This window comes from Rhizobium sp. CCGE531 (assembly GCF_003627795.1).
Classification (GTDB): Bacteria; Pseudomonadota; Alphaproteobacteria; order Rhizobiales; family Rhizobiaceae; genus Rhizobium.
The window spans coordinates 143,779-162,035 of the sequence record NZ_CP032688.1 but is presented as its reverse complement, the minus strand read 5'-3'; the positions used below and the strand labels follow the sequence as shown (position 1 = coordinate 162,035).

Annotated in this window: 12 protein-coding genes and 7 pseudogenes; 13 read left to right on the top strand and 6 right to left on the bottom strand. The window is 60.1% G+C overall.

Features of this window, described 5'->3' with window-relative positions:
• Nucleotides 1-331: 331 nt before the first annotated feature.
• A complete protein-coding gene (locus tag CCGE531_RS33435) occupies nt 332-1,975 on the bottom strand; it encodes an MFS transporter (protein WP_120671136.1) in 1,644 nt (547 codons plus the stop codon).
• Between the two features lie 269 nt (nt 1,976-2,244).
• A pseudogene (locus tag CCGE531_RS33430) lies at nt 2,245-2,499 on the bottom strand (ATP-binding cassette domain-containing protein); the annotation flags it as partial.
• Between the two features lie 462 nt (nt 2,500-2,961).
• On the opposite strand from CCGE531_RS33430, the gene CCGE531_RS33425 reads away from it, so the two are divergent.
• From CCGE531_RS33425 to CCGE531_RS35360, 10 genes and pseudogenes are all read left to right on the top strand, one after another.
• Nucleotides 2,962-4,365: an aspartate aminotransferase family protein gene (locus CCGE531_RS33425; protein WP_120671134.1), complete on the top strand. Its 1,404-nt coding sequence runs from the start codon at nt 2,962-2,964 to the stop codon at nt 4,363-4,365.
• 141 nt (nt 4,366-4,506) lie between these two features.
• Nucleotides 4,507-5,916, top strand: a complete 1,410-nt coding sequence (locus tag CCGE531_RS33420; RefSeq protein WP_120671133.1) for an aldehyde dehydrogenase family protein — start codon at nt 4,507-4,509, stop codon at nt 5,914-5,916.
• A 104-nt stretch (nt 5,917-6,020) separates the two neighbouring features.
• Nucleotides 6,021-6,721: pseudogene (locus tag CCGE531_RS33415) on the top strand (CoA transferase subunit A).
• 17 nt (nt 6,722-6,738) lie between these two features.
• A pseudogene (locus tag CCGE531_RS33410) lies at nt 6,739-7,366 on the top strand (3-oxoacid CoA-transferase subunit B).
• Between the two features lie 70 nt (nt 7,367-7,436).
• Nucleotides 7,437-8,615 (top strand): annotated as a pseudogene (locus CCGE531_RS33405) (acetyl-CoA C-acetyltransferase).
• 15 nt (nt 8,616-8,630) lie between these two features.
• Nucleotides 8,631-9,127, top strand: a pseudogene (locus CCGE531_RS33400) (UPF0262 family protein).
• A gap of 41 nt (nt 9,128-9,168) precedes the next feature.
• Complete coding sequence (locus tag CCGE531_RS35375; protein WP_348633861.1) at nt 9,169-9,654, top strand: Glu/Leu/Phe/Val dehydrogenase dimerization domain-containing protein; 486 nt, start codon at nt 9,169-9,171, stop codon at nt 9,652-9,654.
• A gap of 7 nt (nt 9,655-9,661) precedes the next feature.
• Nucleotides 9,662-9,841, top strand: coding sequence for a hypothetical protein (locus tag CCGE531_RS35370; protein ID WP_348633865.1), 180 nt, complete (start codon nt 9,662-9,664; stop codon nt 9,839-9,841).
• Entirely contained in the window at nt 9,838-10,299 is a 462-nt protein-coding gene (locus tag CCGE531_RS35365) for a hypothetical protein (protein WP_348633864.1), read from the top strand. Before CCGE531_RS35370 ends, CCGE531_RS35365 begins: the two co-directional genes overlap by 4 nt.
• Nucleotides 10,292-10,606: a glutamate dehydrogenase gene (locus tag CCGE531_RS35360; protein WP_348633863.1), complete on the top strand. Its 315-nt coding sequence runs from the start codon at nt 10,292-10,294 to the stop codon at nt 10,604-10,606. Before CCGE531_RS35365 ends, CCGE531_RS35360 begins: the two co-directional genes overlap by 8 nt.
• A gap of 187 nt (nt 10,607-10,793) precedes the next feature.
• Here the strand turns inward: CCGE531_RS35360 and CCGE531_RS33390 are convergent.
• The 4 genes and pseudogenes from CCGE531_RS33390 to alr all read right to left on the bottom strand — a co-directional run.
• Nucleotides 10,794-12,218 (bottom strand): annotated as a pseudogene (locus CCGE531_RS33390) (NAD-dependent succinate-semialdehyde dehydrogenase); the annotation flags it as partial.
• A 140-nt stretch (nt 12,219-12,358) separates the two neighbouring features.
• Nucleotides 12,359-12,739, bottom strand: coding sequence for a RidA family protein (locus CCGE531_RS33385; protein ID WP_120671132.1), 381 nt, complete (start codon nt 12,737-12,739; stop codon nt 12,359-12,361).
• Nucleotides 12,740-12,772: 33 nt separating this feature from the next.
• Nucleotides 12,773-14,023, bottom strand: a complete 1,251-nt coding sequence (locus tag CCGE531_RS33380; RefSeq protein ID WP_120671131.1) for a D-amino acid dehydrogenase — start codon at nt 14,021-14,023, stop codon at nt 12,773-12,775.
• Nucleotides 14,020-15,189, bottom strand: a complete 1,170-nt coding sequence (alr, locus tag CCGE531_RS33375) for an alanine racemase (protein WP_120671130.1) — start codon at nt 15,187-15,189, stop codon at nt 14,020-14,022. Before alr ends, CCGE531_RS33380 begins: the two co-directional genes overlap by 4 nt.
• 125 nt (nt 15,190-15,314) lie before the next feature.
• On the opposite strand from alr, the gene CCGE531_RS33370 reads away from it, so the two are divergent.
• From CCGE531_RS33370 to tpa, 3 genes and pseudogenes are all read left to right on the top strand, one after another.
• The gene (locus CCGE531_RS33370; protein WP_120671129.1) at nt 15,315-15,794 is read left to right on the top strand and encodes an Lrp/AsnC family transcriptional regulator; all 480 of its coding nucleotides are present in this window, start codon (nt 15,315-15,317) and stop codon (nt 15,792-15,794) included.
• 125 nt (nt 15,795-15,919) lie between these two features.
• Nucleotides 15,920-16,509, top strand: a pseudogene (locus tag CCGE531_RS33365) (DUF2083 domain-containing protein); the annotation flags it as partial.
• A 259-nt stretch (nt 16,510-16,768) separates the two neighbouring features.
• On the top strand, nt 16,769-18,151 hold the full coding sequence (gene tpa / locus CCGE531_RS33360) for a hypotaurine--pyruvate aminotransferase Tpa (RefSeq protein WP_120671128.1): 1,383 nt from the start codon (nt 16,769-16,771) through the stop codon (nt 18,149-18,151).
• Nucleotides 18,152-18,257 lie beyond the last annotated feature (106 nt).

Below are 18,257 nucleotides of genomic sequence, written 5' to 3'. Positions count from 1 at the left end.
TTTTTACGGGCGTCATTCGACGCCGTGCGGAAGCGGTTTCCGTTCGGGTTATGCCGTTCGCCTGGGCGCTTGAGGCTTTAAGCAAAGGGTCGCACGTCGCGCTTCGGCGGGCAGCGGCAAGACCAGAATCGAAAATGGAGGAAAAAGCGGCTGTCGTCGAGCAGGGATCGACGACAGCCAAGTGAACCTGGCTGGCAGGGGTTGATGCCAGTTGCAGGCCAGGAGCTGTGTTGGGCTTGCGGCTATTCTCCGCAGTCTGGCTTCGTTCCTCGCCGACGCAGTTACGGGATCGTTGCCGCTGTTCGATAGATGGTCTCATCGCAAAGTTACCTCACGGACGCGAAACGCGGGCGACCGGTTGGGCCCGCGTCCGCCGCGCGTCTGTCGTGCGCTCAATCACGAGATCGGTTTCAGGAGGCGTGTCACCCCTATGCAAAGCGACGAGATGCTTGACGACGTCCTGATCCGAGGGAGAGAGCCGGTGATGCAAACGCAGGAAATCCATCCAGGTCGGCGTGCGGAACGTTTCTGTCCAACGGGAAGGTTTTCGAAGGTTCCGCTGAAGTGTCCAGTCGCGCGCGCCTGCGCGCCCCAGGGCGTATCTGCGAGTGCGCATGTGATCGAGGAAGATGTCCAGGTCGCTTTCGTCTATCGAATATTCCGTCCTCGCTGCAATCGGGCCGCTCCGGGGCTTCAGATCGAGCGCCACCGCTGGCGCCGGATACACCGAACCCTGCTGGTCTCCCTCCGCCGAAAGCTGCACCGGCAGGACGAACCCCGAAGCTGCGACGAGCAAGAGGGCCGCCGTGGCAAATTCGAGAGAGGAAGCGAGCGAATACGACTGGGCGACGGTGCCCCATATCCAGCTGCCGGCTGCCATGCCGCCCGAGAGGAATGCATAGTAGATGGAGAGCGTGCGACCGACGACCCAGCGTGGGCTAGCCAATTGCACCCAGACGTCGAACCCGGTCCAGGTGATGACCCAGCCGGCGCCGCCGATGGCAAGTGCAAGCGTCGCCACAGGAACCGAGGAGGTGAGGGCAAGCGAGATGCAACATACCGCACATACGATCGAAGCGATTGCCATCAGCCACTCCTGAGGAATCAATCTCCTTAAGAGCCGGTTGTTCAGTCCGGCGATGCAGGCGCCAGTTCCGAAACCAGCAAACATTATGCCGTAAATGATCGGTCCGCCGGCCAAACGATCGCGGGCGACAAGCGGCAGAAGGGCAAGTATGGCAATGGCGGCAAGTCCGAAGAGGGTGGCACGTATGATCGCCGCCCGAATGTCGGAGGAGAGTGCAGTGAACCGCATCCCATCATGGATGGCTGTCGAAATTCGCTCCCCCGGCAGCGGAGACGATCGGACATGCCACGTGTTGCGCAACACCGCGCCGAGAGGCGCTAAGTTGCTGCAGGCGGCAAAAAGAAAGGCCGCCAACGGACCGAGGAATGCGAGAATGGCTCCGCCCAGAGCCGGTCCGACGCTACGCGTCATGTTGTATCCGACCGACATAAGCGTCACCGCGGCCGGAATATCTCGCTTGTCGAGGATATCGCCCACGGAGGCATGCCAGGCGGGGTCATTCAGCGCAAATCCGCAGCCTGCCAAAAAGCCCAGCCCAAGGATGAACCAGGGACTGACGAAGCCGAAACCGGCGGCAACGGCCAGCACGATGGTGGCCAGCGCGATCAGTGACAGCCCGGTGATCATCACCAATCGGCGGCTGTAGGTGTCTGCAATGGCTCCGGCAATGATGGAGAGTATGAAGGCCGGCAGTGTTGTCGACGCCTGCACCAGCGCTACCATCAGATCGGATGCCGTGATCGTTGCCATCAGCCAACTGATCGCGACCGTCTGCACCAGCCACCCCAGGTTGGCCACTTGCGTGGACGTCCAGATCGAACGGAATGCTCTATTGCGCAGCGGATCAAGCGTGGTCGGCCCGCGCACGGAAATGTCTTCGATCTGCATTTTGAGTGACTCTGAGGCTTCGCATCGACCCGGTGACGCAGCAGATTATCCGCAACCCTGATACGAATTCCGGCATTATCAGGTCCTTTGACGCAGGAACTCGGCATTAAGCACGGTCTGGCCTGCCCGCAGTGGAAATTGACCACTGGTAACCGCGAAGCAGGACTACCTCTCTTAAGCCTATAATATCGTGGACAAAGACCTTCGGTTTCAGCAATCAGTGGCAGGCTCGTCGCACAGAATTCGCGAGACGAGCGCTAAGCCTCATCATCGATGATGCGGCCATTTTCATAGGTCTGAATTCTGGCGCAGAGCCGGGCCACGACCGCAGGATTGTGCGACGTCAGCAGGCATGTAAAGCCCAAGTCGCGTTGAAGGTTTTCAATAAGCGTGAGGATATCGGCTTGGACAGTGACATCCAAGGCGGAGGTCGGCTCGTCCAGAAGCAGCAGCCTCGGACGCAAAAGTAGAGCGCGAGCAATCGAGACACGCTGCCTCTGGCCGCCTGGAAGCTGATGCGGATAACCTCGCGGAGCTCACGATGAACGCTGGGATGGACAGAGTTCGAGGCAGAGGTGGCGAAGGCACGCCGATCTTCCTTCGCGCGAACGGCTGTAATGTCATCGCTGTCGACCGGGTGTTGAACAGCTGAGCATCTAACGCGTCTCTGAGGCCTCGTTTGGCGCGAGGCTGTCTTCGCCACTCGACCTTGAACCTATGTCTCCGCGGTCGATTGAAACCAATGAGCCGGCCGCACGGCTCAAATCAGCAAAACCGACCGATAGCGTAATCCTGCGCAATGCGACGAAGATTGCAGGAACACTGCGTCATGCAAGATAGAAGCGGTGCAATCTTGCTCGGACTTGGAGTCAGAATCGTTGGATCGGGTTAGGCAGGCGAATCGAGGACTTGCAGTTCCTGCTCGATCTGCCCCAGTTCACAGATAAAAAATTCGCAGCCTAGATGAGGCGGTGGAAGGGATTAATATGACCATCAACATCAAAGACATCGCTGAGAAAGATCGGAACTCGGTCCTGCATCCCTTCACGCAGTTGAAGGACTTTGCGAGCGGCAAGCTCGGCGAACCGACGATCGTGGAAACGGGGAAGGGCATCCGCATCCAGGATGCGCATGGGAACCAGTTGATCGACGGTTTTGCCGGCCTCTACTGCGTCAATGTCGGTTACGGCCGCACCGAGGTCGCCGAGGCGATCTCGCGCCAGGCCTACCGTCTCGCTTACTACCACTCCTATGCTGCCCACACGACCGATGAGCTTGCGATCCTCTCCGATCGCCTGGTGAAGATGGCTCCCGGCAAGATGAGCAAAGTGTTCTACGGCATGTCGGGCTCGGACGCCAACGAGACCCAAGCCAAGCTTGTCTGGTACTACAACAATCTGCGTGGCAAGCCGACGAAGAAGAAGATCATCTCGCGTGAACGCGGCTATCATGGCTGCAGCGTGGTGTCCGGCTCGATGACCGGCATGAGCTTCTATCACGACCACATGGATCTGCCGTTGCCGCAGATCGACCATACCGGTGTTCCGCACCACTATTGGGGTGCCAACCCGGGCGAGACCGAACGCGAATTCTCCGCCCGTCGTGCTGCCGAACTCGACGAGATGATCGAGACGCTCGGCCCCGACAATGTCGGCGCATTCATCGCCGAACCGGTTCTCGGCACCGGCGGCATCACACCACCGCCGGAAGGCTATTGGGAAGCGATCCAGGCCGTGCTCAAGAAACACGACGTCCTTTTGATCGCTGACGAAGTGATCACCGGTTTCGGCCGCACCGGCTCGATGTTCGGCTCACAGCATTATGGCATCGAACCGGACCTGATCACGGTCGCCAAGGGTCTGACCTCGGCCTACTTCCCGCTTTCGGCGTCGATCGTCGGTGAGAAGGTTTACAAGGTCATGGAAGAAGGGGCCGACAGGGTCGGCGCCTTCTCGCACGGCTACACCTATTCCGGCCACCCGATTGGTGCGGCAGCAGCGAACGCTGTGCTCGATATCGTCGAGAAGGAAGACCTGCCTGGCAACGCCCGCGAAGTTGGCGGCTACTTCCAGGCGCAGCTCAAGGAGAAGTTCGCACAGCTGCCGATCGTCGGTGAAGTGCGCGGTGTTGGTCTGATGGGCGCCATCGAGTTTGTTGGCGATCGTGAGAACAAGAAGCGCTTCGATCCGTCGCTGAAGGTCGGTGCCCGCCTCTCCAAAGCTGCTCGCGATCGCGGCCTCATTGCCCGCGCCATGCCGCATGGCGACATCCTTGGCTTTGCGCCGCCGCTCGTCACGACCAAGGCGGAGATCGACGAAATCGTCTCCATTGCCGAAAAGGCCGTGCGCTCCGTGATGGACGACCTCGTCCGCGACGGTCAGAAGATCTGACGGAAGGCGGTCGGCGAGCTCCGACCGCTAGCAAAACACATCGATCAAATTGAGAGCAGGGCAGGGAATTCTCCTTGCCCTGACCGATAAACTCAACCGTCGCACAGAATGGCGCATCATCACGCAAAAGGAAGCCGGCTTATGACCGCTGCCAAACTTCATATCACCACCAGCTTGGCGCCTATCACCGTTCATAGCCCCTATGACGGGTCTGTGCTGGGGACGGTTGAGGCCACCGCTGCAGGCGAAATCGCCGAACTGCTCGCCCGCGCCCATCGCGGCGCGGCGCTCTCCAGCAAGTTGCCGAGACACAAGCGCGCCAGCATCCTCGAAGGCGCTGCGCGGATCATCGAGAGCCGCCGTGAAGCGTTTGCCGAAACCATCGTGCGCGAGGCCGGAAAGACGATTATTCAGGCGCGCAAGGAAGTGCTTCGCTGCGTCAACACGCTAAAACTTTCTGCCGAAGAGGCAAGGCGCAATGCCGGCGAGATCGTGCCGTTTGATGCCTATGTCGGCTCGGAACAGCGCCAGGGCTGGTTCACCCGCGAGCCGCTCGGCATCATCACCGCGATTACCCCCTACAACGATCCGCTGAACCTGGTTGCGCACAAACTTGGCCCGGCGATTGCCGCCGGCAACGCCGTGCTGCTGAAGCCGTCGAACTTGACGCCGTTTTCCTCGATCAACCTTGTCGACGCTTTGGTGGAAGCGGGCCTGCCACCGGAGATCATTACCGTCGTTCACGGTGATCAAGAAATCGTCACGGCCCTGGTCTCTGCGCGGGATGTGCGCATGGTGTCGTTTACCGGCGGGTTTGCCACGGGAGAAGCGATCAGCCGCAAAGCCGGCCTCAAGAAACTCGCGATGGAGCTTGGCGGCAATGCTCCGGTCATCGTCATGAACGACTGCGACTTTGACAAAGCGGTTGAAGGCTGCGTCTCTGGCGCCTTTTGGGCGGCGGGGCAGAACTGTATCGGTGCCCAGCGCATTCTTGTGCAGGCGGAGCTTTATGAGCGTTTTCGCGATGCCTTTGTTGCAGCAACGAAGAAACTCACTGCCGGCGATCCGCTGCGAGAGGACACGGATGTCGGGCCAATGATCTCGAAGGAGGTGGCCGAACGCACCGAAGCAGCCGTCAACGACGCCATTGTCGCCGGGGCAAAGCTGCTCTGCGGTCACAAGCGCGAGGGATCGCTCTATCACCCGACGGTGCTGGAGGGCACACCGGTGACCTGCCGCCTGTGGCACGAGGAAGTGTTTGCGCCGGTCGTCATGCTTGCACCGTTCGAGACGCTAGATGATGCGATCGAACTGGCCAACGATCCTGACTACAGCCTCCATGCCGGCATCTTCACCAATAACCTCAATGTCGCACTCGATGCGGCAAACCGGATCGAGGCGGGCGGGGTGATGATCAACGATAGCTCGGACTACCGCTTCGACGCCATGCCTTTCGGCGGCTCCAAGTATGGCAGCATGGGACGAGAAGGCGTGCACTTCGCCTATGAAGAGATGACTCAGCCGAAGGTCGTTTGCATCAACCGTGGGTGAAGAGACCTAGCAGCCGTTTGATACCGCTGCCGGACTTTGAAACCCAAGTGAATGAATCAAGGCGGCGCCTCGGCGCCGCAACAGACGAACCTAGCGGGGGGAGAATGAACAAAATCTTCGACAATCCGACGTCGGCGCTAGAGGGCCTGCTGTTCGACGGCATGTTCATTGCAGCGGGTGGCTTTGGCCTTTGCGGCATTCCGGAACTGCTGATCGACGCGATCCGCAAAGCTGGCACCAAGGAGCTGACGATCGCTTCGAACAATTGCGTGTCGATGATTTCGGCCTTGGTGTGCTTCTGAAGACCAAGCAGATCAAAAAGATGATCTCGTCCTATGTCGGCGAGAACGCCAAGTTCATGCGGCAATATCTGAGCGGTGAACTCGAGCTCGAGTTCAATCCGCAAGGAAACGCTTGCCGAGCGCATGCGCGCCGGCGGCGGCCGGTATCGCCGGCTTCTACACCAAGACCGGCATCGGCACTGTCGTTGCGAAGGAAAAGAACTCAAGTTCTTTGACGGAGAGGTCTTCGTTCTCGAGACCGGCATCGTCGCCGACCTGTCGATCGTCAAGGCCTGGAAGGCGGATACCTCGGGCAATCTCGTCTTCCGCAAGACGGCCCGCAACTTCAATCCGCCGGCCGCGACCTGCGGCAAGATCTGCGTCGCCGAAGTCGAGGAAAATCGTGCGGTCGGCAGCCTCGATCCCGATCCCCCACATCCACGGCCGGGATCTATGTGCATCGCCTGATCCAGGGTCAGCACGAGAAGCGCATCGAACAGCGCACCACTCGTGCGGCGGCTTGAGGGCAGGGGGAAAACACATGGCCTGGGACAGAAACCAGATGGCGACGCGCGCTGCCCGGGAACTCGAAGACGGCACCTACGTCAATCTCGGCATCGGCATTCCGACGCTGGTCGCCAACTACATCCCTGAGGGCGTCCACGTGACGCTGCAGTCGGAGAATGGCCTGCGCGGCATCGGTCCCTTTCCGACCGAGGGTGAGATTGACGCCGATCTCATCAATGCCGGCAAGCAAACGGTAACGGCATTGCCGCATTCGGCCTTCTTCGATTCAGCGCAGAGCTTCGCGATGATCCGCGGCGGCAAGATCGCCATGGCGATCCTCGGCGCCATGGAAGTGGCGGAGAACGGCGACCTCGCCAATTGGATGATCCCGGCAAGCTCGTCAAGGGCATGGGCGGTGCGATGGATCTGGTTGCCGGCGTCAAGCGGGTGGTCGTTGTCATGGACCACACTAACAAGGCCGGCGAATCCAAGGTGCTGAAAGCCTGCACCCTGCCGCTGATGGGAAAGAGCGTCGTCGATCGGATCATCACCAATCTCGGTGTGCTCGACGTCGTCGATGGAGGACTGAAGCTGTCGAGCTTGCCGAGGGCGTCACCGACGGCGAGATCCGCAGCGCCACCGAGGCGACTATCGTCAACTAGGCCTGTGGCTTATTGCCGAAACGTGCAGCCGGTCTTTGCCGGCTTCGCAAGGACCATAGAGGAGACCACCATGAGCACCCCTTCGATCGTCATCGCCAGCGCCGCCCGCACCGCGGTCGGATCCTTTAACGGCGCTTTCGCCAACACGCCGGCACACGAATTGGGTGCCGCCGTCATCAAGGGTGTGCTCGATCGTGCCGGTGTCGAAGCAGGCGAGGTCGACGAGGTGATCCTCGGCCAGGTGCTGCAGGCCGGCGAGGGCCAGAACCCGCGCGTCAGGCCGCGATGAAGGCGGGTGTGCCTCAGGAAAAGACCGCCTGGGGCATGAACCAGCTTTGCGGTTCGGGCCTTCGCGCCGTGGCTCTCGGCATGCAGCAGATTGCGACGGGTGACGCGAACATCATTGTTGCCGGCGGCATGGAGTCCATGTCGATGGCGCCGCACTGCGCGCATCTTCGCGGCGGCGTGAAGATGGGCGACTTCAAGATGATCGACACCATGATCAAGGACGGCCTGACCGACGCCTTTTACGGCTATCACATGGGCATCACCGCCGAGAACGTCGCCGCCAGTGGCAGCTCAGCCGCGAAGAGCAGGACGCGTTTGCCCTCGCCTCGCAGAATAAGGCCGAGGCCGCACAGAAGGCAGGACGTTTTGCCGACGAGATCATTCCCTTCATTGTCAAGACCCGCAAGGGCGACGTCACCGTCGATCAGGACGAATATATCCGACATGGCTCTATGCTCGAACACATGACTAAGCTGCGTCCGGCCTTCGACAAGGACGGCACGGTCACCGCCGGCAACGCCTCCGGCCTCAATGACGGCGCGGCCGCCACCCTGCTGATGACCGAAGCACAGGCATCCAAGCGCGGGATCCAGCCGCTCGCCCGCATCGTCTCCTGGGCAACCGCCGGCGTCGATCCGCAGGTCATGGGTACCGGCCCGATCCCGGCTTCGCGCAAGGCGCTGGCGAAAGCCGCTGGGCGATCGGCGATGTCGAACTCGTCGAAGCCAACGAGGCTTTCGCCGCCCAGGCCTGCGCGGTCAACAAGGACCTCGGCTGGAACCCCGACATCGTCAACGTCAATGGCGGCGCGATCGCCATCGGCCATCCAATCGGTGCCTCCGGCGCCCGCGTACTGAACACGCTGCTCTTCGAAATGAAGCGACGCGGCGCCAGGAAGGGTCTGGCGACACTTTGCATCGGCGGCGGCATGGGTGTCGCCTTGTGCGTGGAAGCGATGTGAGGGGAGGGCAGGGTCATGGCCTCCGCCGAGTACCGTCTCTGCGACGTATCGCTTGACCGGTCTTTTAGTGGCCGGGACGCGAGAATTGAGCGGGAGCAAGCGCTCGCGGTCATCGACCTCCTGGAATCCAACACATTCATTCCAGTCGGTCACGACGGTGGACCTTATCGCCTCAGGATCGAAGCGGTCGACGGGCGCCTGGCCCTACATGTCGCCGACGACCAGGGCGAGCATGTTGTCAGTCACTACCTGTCGCTGACGCCCTTCCGCCGGTTGCTGAAGGATTACACCCGTATCTGCGAGAGCTACTACGACGCCATCCGCCACCCTGGCCCTGAGCGCCTTGAGGCAATCGATATGGGCCGGCGCGGCGTCCATAACGAGGCCGCCGAACTGCTGAAAAGCCGGTGTCAGCGAAAGTGAACATTGACAACGATACCGCCCGCCGGCTGTTCACGCTGATCTACGCCCTGCTGGTGCGCAATGCAGACCAAAGAATTTTGCTGAGCTGAGCACAGGGCTCGAACGACCAAACAAGGAGAACCTCCAGTGAATGCAGTCCCACAACGCGGAAGTACACGTCGAACAGACGAGCTCCGCGGGCTTTCTCGATAGCGTTGACCAGAACTTCCGCCGCGCCATGACGTTCCTCGAGCTGCCGGAAGGGCTTTCGGAGCGGATCATGCAATGCAACTCGACCTATACGGTTCGGTTCGGCGTTCGCCTGCGCGGTCGCATGTACAGCTTCATCGGCTGGCGATCGGTGCACAGCGAGCATTGCGAACCGGTGAAGGGCGGCATTCGCTATGCGTCGAATGCCGACGCGGAAGAGGTCGAGGCGCTGGCAGCACTGATGACGCTCAAATGCTCGCTGGTCGATGTGCCGTTTGGCGGCTCGAAAGGCGCGCTGAAGATCAATCCGCGCGAATGGACGCCGCAGGAGCTCGAGCGCATCACCCGCCGCTTCCCAGGAGCTCAACAAGCGTGGCCTGATCGGCCCCGGCGTCAACGTTCCGGCGCCCGACATCGGCACGGGTGAACGGGAAATGGCCTGGATGATGGACGAGTTCCGCCGTGCCAACCCGACCGATGTCATCAACGCTCGCGCTTGCGTCACCGGTAAGCCACTGTCGAAGGGCGGCATTGCCGGACGCACCGAAGCCACCGGCCGGGGCGTGCAGTTCGCCATCCAGAGCTATCTCGGGATCCTCGCACTGCCGGTTTGAATGGCAAGCGTGACCTGAAGGGGGCGGCGGTGATCGTCCAGGGCTTCGGCAATGTCGGCTACCATGCGGCAAAGTTCCTCTCCGAAGAGGATGCCGCTCGGATAACTGTCGTTGCAGAACGGGATGGCTATTTCACCAATGCCGATGGTCTGTCGATTGAGGCGCTGAAGCAGCATCAGATCAAGACCGGCAGCATCCTCGGTTTTGCAGGCGCTACATCGTTTCCCGGCGATATGTCAGGCATCGAGCAGCCATGCGACGTCCTCATTCCGGCGGCGATGGAAAATGCCATTCATGCAGGCAATGCGGAGCGCATCAAGGCGAACCTGGTCGTCGAAGCGGCCAACGGCCCGGTGACCATCGAGGCGGACAAGGTCCTGCGCACCAGTGGGGTCACCATTCTTCCGATCTTTACGTCAATGCCGGCGGTGTCGTCGTCAGCTACTTCGAGTGGGTGAAGAACCTGACGCATATTCCCTTCGGCTGATGGAGCGGCGCCGGCGCGAGCGGCGCAACCAGACCATCGCAACAGCCCTCGAACGCATGACGGGCAAGGAGTTCCCCGCCGATATCCGTGACGAGTTCCTAGAAGGTGGCGCTGAAATCGATCTGGTTCGTTCGGGTTTGGAAGACGTTATGCGCAACACCTGGACACGCATCGCCGACCTCATCGAAGAGCAACCGGAACTCGGTGATTACCGGACCGCCGCCTATGTCGCGTCGATCCGACAGATCGCCGATGCCTATGAAGCGATAGGGATCTGATCTGCTACCTGTCAAAAGTGCCTTCGGTTCTTCGACCGATGGCTTGGGGTTTTGAATTCGCCTCCCAAGCGACTTGGCTGCCGTAGGACATGGGTCGACAGCAGCCTCTTTTTTGAGGTGATCCAGATTCCAACATCATCGAACCCGGCGTCGAAGTTGGAGGGCGGCAACAGGCGTTAGAGACCACCATGCAAAGGTATTTCAGTTCCAGATAGTCCTCAAGGCCGTGCCGAGATCACGACCAATGCCGGACTGCTTGACGCCTCCGAAGGGTGCGGCCTCCGATGACATGCGGCCGGTGTTGATGCCGACCATCCCATATTCCAGCGCTTCGGCCACCCACCAGACGCGTTTGAGGTTTGAAGCGTAGAAATATGCCGCGAGACCGTAGATGGTGTCGTTGGCTTCCCGGATTACCTGCTCCGGGTCTTCGAAACGGGATGATCGGCGCCAGCGGACCGAACGTCTCTTCCTGCGCGATCCGCATCGAACCGACGACATTGGTTATCACGGTCGGCTCGAAAAATGTCCCCTTCGCGCCGATCCGACGACCACCGCAGCGAACCATCGCTCCCTTTTTGACGGCATCGTCGACATGCGCTTCAATTTTTGCGACGGCATGGCCATCGATCAGAGGACCGATAGCAGTGTCGGCTTTGAACCCGTCGCCCACCTGCAGCCTCCTGACGCGCTCGGTGAACCGCTCGGAGAACAGGTGAAAGACGCTGGCCTGCACGTAAATACGATTGGCCGAAACGCAGGTCTGGCCACCATTCCGAAACTTGGCCTGGATAGCACCATCGACGGCGTCATCGATGTCGGCGTCGTCGAACACAATGAACGGCGCGTTTCCGCCGAGCTCAAAGCTGATCCGCTTGATCTGCTGGGAGCATTGGCGCATCAGCAGCCGGCCGACCTCCGTCGAGCCGGTGAAGCTGATCTTGCGAACCTTTGGGTTAGAGCAAAGCTCCTTGCCGACGGCATCGCCGTCCGACGCATAGACCAGATTGAGCACCCCCCGGGAAAAACGGCCATCCGGGCAAGCGCGACCATGGAGCCCGCGACAAGCGGGGTTTGTTCCGCGGGCTTGAGGACAACCGTGCAGCCGGCTGCCAGCGCCGCGCGCAATCTTGCGCGCGACCATCGAGGCCGGAAAATTCCAGGGCGTGATCGCGCCGACGACGCCGACAGGCTGCTTGATCACCAGCAGCCGTCTGTCAGTGGATGGCGCCGGGATCGTCTCGCCGTAGATGCGGTTCGCCTCTTCCGCGTACCATTTGACGTACGCCGCAGCATGGGAAATCTCTGACTTCGCCTCGGCAAGCGGCTTGCCCATTTCGCAGGTCAGAATAGCGGCGAGATCATCGATGTGATCGACAATCAGTTGGTGCCATCGCCACAGGATGTCTGAGCGCTCGCGCGCGGTCACACCCGCCCAACGCTCTCGTGCTGCGTCAGCCCGGTCGATTGCGAGCGCTACATCAGAGGCCTGCATGTCCGGCAACTCCGCCAGCAATTCACTGGTAGAGGGATTGTGAACTGGAAAGCGTCTGGAGGTTTCGATCGCGTCAGCGGCTGCTGCAAGATCGCCGAACGTTTTGGTATTCTTGATATGCTTCTTGAGCGCCTGCGTAAGGGTCACGGCGTCCTCCTCCTCAAGCGGGCCTTGCCCGTTTCTTCCCCCGTCAAACGACAGAACCGGAGCGATCCTACAACCGCTCCGGCTATACGCTGTGTGATGGGCTCGACAGTTCAGCCGACAGCTATGACGGCCTCGATTTCCACCTTGGCGCCTTTCGGCAAAGCTTTCACCTCATAGCAGGCCCGCGCCGGAAACGGCTCGGAGAAAAATTTGGCGTAAACCCGGTTGACCTCCGCGAAATCGCCAAGGTCGGTCAGCAGCACCGTGGTCTTCACCGTCTTCGAAAGCTCGGTGCCCGCTTTTTTGGCAATCGCGGCCATGTTCTTCAGGCACTGTTCGGCCTGCTTGACCGCATTGTCAGAATTAAACTCGCCGGTGGCCGGGTCGATCGGCAACTGTCCGGACACAAACAGGAGGTCGCCAGTCTTGATGGCCTGGGAGTAGGGGCCGACAGCGCCGGGGGCATCGGCGGTGGAAATAGCGGTGATCATATCATGTCTCCATAAAAATTGTTGGGGGTGGCGTCAGGCGTAGCGGGCGACGGCGAGTTCGGTGGCGTCGATTTCAGGCTGACGGCCGCTCACCAGATCGCTGATCACCCGGGCCGAGCCGGTGCTCATCGTCCAGCCGAGCGTGCCGTGTCCGGTGTTCAGATAAAGGCCGCTGATCTTGGTCGGGCCGATGACCGGCGTGCCGTCGGGCGTCATGGGTCGCAGTCCGGACCAGAAGGTCGCCTGGGAAACGTCGCCGCCGGGGAAGAGGTCGGTCACCGAGTGCTCCAGCGTGCGCCGGCGTGCCTGGCCGAGGTCGTTGGTGTAGCCGGAAATTTCCGCCATGCCGCCGACGCGGATGCGGTCACCGAGCCTTGTGATCGCGATCTTAAAGGTCTCGTCCATGACAGTCGATTTCGGGGCGCGCGAGCCATCGGTGATCGGGATCGTCAGCGAATAGCCCTTGACCGGATAGACCGGCAGTTTGATGCCATAGCGCTTGAGGAACGTCGGCGAATGACTGCCGAACGCGACGACCACAGCATCAGCCGCGATCCGCTCTTCACCGGTCACGACCCCGCGTACTTGGTTGCCTTCGACGTCGAGACGTTTGACCGTTGTGTTGAAGAGAAAGCGGACGCCTGTCTCTGTCGCCTTTTCGGTGAGCGCATTGGTGAACTTGAAGCAGTCGCCGGTTTCGTCTTTCGGCGTCAGCAGCCCGCCGATGAATTTCTCGCGGACATGAGCAAGCGCCGGTTCGACCCGAACGCAACCGTCCCGGTCCAGCACTTTATAAGGTACACCGTCGGCCGCCAGTGCCTTTACGTCCTTCGCAGAGGCATCGAGCTGCTGCTGCGTGCGGAAGAGCTGCACGGTGCCCTGCATGCCTTCGTCGTAGGCGAGCCCTGTTTCTGCGCGCAGCTCAGCAAGCGCCAGACGGCTGTAGTTCGCCAGGCGCAGCATGCGGCTCTTGTTGACCGCATACCGTTCCGAGGTGCAGTTCGAAAGCATCTTGAGCAGCCACGAGAGCATGGCCGCATCAAACTTCGGGCGCAGGATCAGCGGCGCATGCTCCATGAACAGCCATTTCAGCGCCTTCATCGGAATGCTGGGTGCTGCCCAGGGCGAGCAATAGCCGAATGAAACCTGGCCGGCATTGGCAAAGCTCGTCTCCAGCGCCGGGCCCGGCTGACGGTCGATGACCGTTACATCGTGGCCTGCCTTTGCCAGCTGATAGGCGGATGTGACACCGACGATGCCGGAGCCCAGTACAACAACTTTCATGATTTCCCCAATGATTGAGCCGCCGAGGGCTCTTGACGATAGTGCCGATAATAGCGCTGGCCGAGGCCGGTCAGGATCTCGTAGGAGATCGTGCCGGCGTCGCGCGCAATGTCCTCGAGCGACTGGTGCGGACCGATGACCTCGACGAAACTTCCCAGGCTCAATGCGTCCTCAGGCAGGGCGGACACGTCAATAGTGATGCTGTCCATCGAGACACGCCCGACGATCGGCAGGCGGATGCCTTGGTAATAGACGGCACCGCGTCCGCTCAAGGCTCGCGGGAGACCATCGGCGTAGCCAGCAGCGATCGTCGCAAGTCGCGTGACGCCGTCGGTCACATGAACGCCGTTATAACCGACCTTTGTACCCGCCGGCACGGTGCGTGTCTGCACAACCGCCACCTCAAGACTGATGACCGGCTCCATAGGGTTCGGCTCCCCGCCCGTCGGCGCGCCGCCGTAAAGCGCGATCCCGGGTCTGGTGAGCACGCCGTGGTAAGCGTCGCCCAGGAACACGCCGCCGGAATTGGCAAAGGAGATATCGAAGCCAGCGAACTCGTAGGCGATGCGTCGTATCTCCGCCAGCTGTTCAGAGTTTTGCGCCGCATCGAGTTCATCGGCGGAGGCCAGATGGCTCATGATGAACAGGACTTCGACGTTGCCATGCTCATCCAGAGCCTTGGCGAGTGCAGGGCGCTCTTCCGGTGGGAAGCCGAGGCGTGACATGCCGGTATCGAATTGGACGACTGCGGGAAGGGCGCGTTTAAGCGAGCGCGCGGTCGCACACCACCGGCGATATTGCTCCAGAGAATTGAGAACGGGGATAATATCCATCTCGGTGCTTGCGAGCTCGGTTCCGGGCTGCAAACCGTTCAGCACGAAGACTTGCGCATCGGGCGCGAGCGCAAGCCGGAGCTCCTGCGCTTCAATGAACTGGGCAACGAAGAAATGGCGGCAGCCCCGTTCATAAAGCGCCCGCGAGACGCGCTTCGCACCAAGGCCATAAGCATCCGCTTTGACAACCGCGGCCGCGCGGCCCGGCGTGACCATCGAGGCAAGCTTCTCGTAGTTGCGGCAAAGTGCTGCGATATCGATCACCAGATATCCCGTCGCCCCGATCCCGGCGACGCCGGCACTTGCATGTTTTGCCGATAGAAGGTTGTCCATCTTCCGCTCCCTAGCCTGGGCAAAAGATATGAAATAATCAGCGAAAGAGTCTGCGAATTTGCGCTCAAAATGGGCGAAGATCAGTGTAGAGTCGCAGAATGTGCTGCGTTTTGAAAGATTCTGCCATGTCCTCTCTTGATAACATCGACCGGAACATTTTGAGGCTGCTGCGCGTCGATGCGCGCATGAGCAACGCGAAGCTCGCGACCGAGGTTGGGCTGTCACCGTCCGCCTGTCTTAGGCGCATCAAGATCATGGAAAATGCCGGGGTGATCCGCGGCTACACGGCACTCGTTGACACGGCAAGTTCAGACGCAACGATCGCCGTCATCATCAACATCACCCTTGAACGGCAAACGGAAGACTACCTCGACAAGTTCGAAGCGGCGGTCCGAAAGCATCCCGAAATCCGCGAATGCTATCTGATGACAGGCGGATCAGACTATATGCTGCGGGTCGACGTCGAGAGTGCAGGGGCTTTTGAGCGAATACACAAGGAGGTTCTGTCGACATTGCCCGGTGTGTTGCGGATCCATTCGAGCTTCTCGATTCGAGATGTGCTGGCCGCCCGCCAAAAGGGGGGCCGAAGTTCCGCCGCAAGTTGACCGGTCGCGTGATAGGTCGCATCTGTTCGATTTGGTCTGTGATCCACCAGAGGTCTTGCAAAGGCGAGGACCCACAGATGCCGGTCAAGGCAAGAGAAGCAGCGAGGCGTCGTCTCGATGATGCGTCCGCTTACTTCGCTGCCGCCGTGGTCATGCCCTACAAGCCTTTTGCTAAAGCGGTAGAGGCGCGCCGCTACGATATAGCGGCGATCGCGCTTCAATTTGGGACGAACCGCTCATCGGCTCACAACGCTGCAAAAGCCCGGACACGAGCGCATCCCATTTTTCTTCATCCGGATGGATGCTGCGGGCAATGTTTCCAAGCGTCTCGACAGCGCGAACTTCCCGTTTGCCCAGCACCGCGGCCGTTGCCCAGTTGGACCTTGCATCAGGTCTTTTCGACGCCGAGAACGGTGGTGACGCAGTGGCTGAACTACCGGACGGCCAGCAGTTTTTCTCGACCTCACGAACGGTCAGCTCTGGAGGAGGGACCTTTGGACGCCGAGGGTCGACCGGGCCGTGGCATTGATTTGTGAAGCAAAGCACGAAGAGCGCCTCGTCTATTATCGTCCGCCCTTCACGCCGACACCATGGGATTACCTGTCGCCTCTGTCGGCGCGATAATTGAAGACACCGGTCGGAGCCGCCGATCGGCCGACAGATTCTGCCGGATTACTGCCGCCGCACGGACGCGCCGTTTGGGTTTTCAGACTAGGTCCATTGGCCGGTATGAACTGCATCCGAGGCCTGTTGTATCGGAACATGCTCCTATCAAGTTTTGGCAACGCATGTCCACCATGGGCGATCGATCTGCGTCTTGTCTGGTGTTTAAGAACCCCCTCGCCAAGATCCTGCGTATTTTAGCAAACTTTGCAGGATCTCGACGCAATTCTCCTTGTCTCTGCCTCCCGCAGGAGCGGAAGCGGCTTTAAAGCTTTGAAGCAAGGTGTCGCGGATTAAGTAGGAGGCCTTCGATGTCCCAGGACCTAAAACAAAATGACTTATCACACGTGGTTGGCGCTGACCGCGCGCATGTCTGGCATCATCTGAGCCAACATAAACAATATGAAACTATTGATCCCCGGGTCTTTGTCGAGGGCAAGGGTATGAAACTGTGGGACACCAACGGAAGGGAATATCTTGATGCCGTGTCCGGCGGCGTCTGGACCGTCAACGTCGGTTACGGACGCGAGAGCATCGCCGATGCCATGCGCGACCAGCTTGTCAAACTCAATTATTATGCCGGAGCTGCGGGCAACGTTCCGGCAGCGCTCTTTGCGGCCAAGCTAATCGAGAAGATGCCAGGCCTTTCCCGCGTCTATTATTCCAACTCCGGCTCCGAGGCTAACGAGAAAGCCTATAAAATGGTTCGCCAAATCGCGGCTCGCCATCACGGCGGGAAGAAGTGGAAAATCCTTTATCGCGAGCGCGATTATCACGGCACGACGATTGGAACGCTTGCCACTTCTGGGCAGCCGCAGCGTGCCGATCAGTATGGCCCCTATCCACAGGGCTTCGTGATGGTTCCCCATTGCCTGGAATACCGGAAGCAATGGGATGTCGAAAATTACGGCGAACGTGCCGCTGACGCGATTGAGGAAGTGATTTTGCGGGAGGGGCCGGACACGGTCGGTGCGATTGTGCTGGAGCCGGTGACGGCCGGTGGGGGCGTCATCACACCACCTAAGGGCTACTGGCAGCGCGTTCAGGAGATTTGCCGAAAATACGGAATCCTCCTTCACATCGACGAAGTCGTCTGCGGTCTGGGCAGGACGGGCGCATGGTTCGGCTACCAGCACTATGGCATTAAGCCGGATATCGTCACCATGGCTAAGGGGTTGGCTTCCGGCTACGCCGCCATATCCTGCACGGTTACCACCGAGCGGGTGTTCGAACAGTTCAAAGACGCGCCAGAGGATACGATGAGCTACTTCCGTGACATTTCGACGTTCGGCGGATGCACCGCCGGTCCGGTCGCGGCGCTGGAGAATATGCGCATCATTGAGGACGAAGGGTTGATCGAGAATACTGTCGCGATGGGCGAGCGGACCGTGGCGAACCTGAACGCACTGATGGAAAAGCACGCGGTCATCGGCGATGTCCGTGGCAAAGGACTGTTTTGCGGAGCTGAGCTAGTAACTGATCGAAAGACAAAAGAACCGCTTGACGAAAAACGCGTTCAGGCCGTGGTCGCTGAATGCCTCGCTCAGGGGGTGATTATCGGCGCCACTAATCGCTCTCTGCAGGGCGGGCTAAATAATACGCTATGCCTTTCGCCGGCCCTTATCGCAACAGCCGACGAGATCGATCGGATCACCGGCGCGATCGACAATGCGCTGGCAAAGGTAACCGCCTGAAAAGATTGAAGCTCGCAGCATACGCGGAATACCGCCAGTTCCATAACAACTTGCATGATTTCCACTAATACCAGAGCTTGATGAGGACGACTCACGCGATTCCATT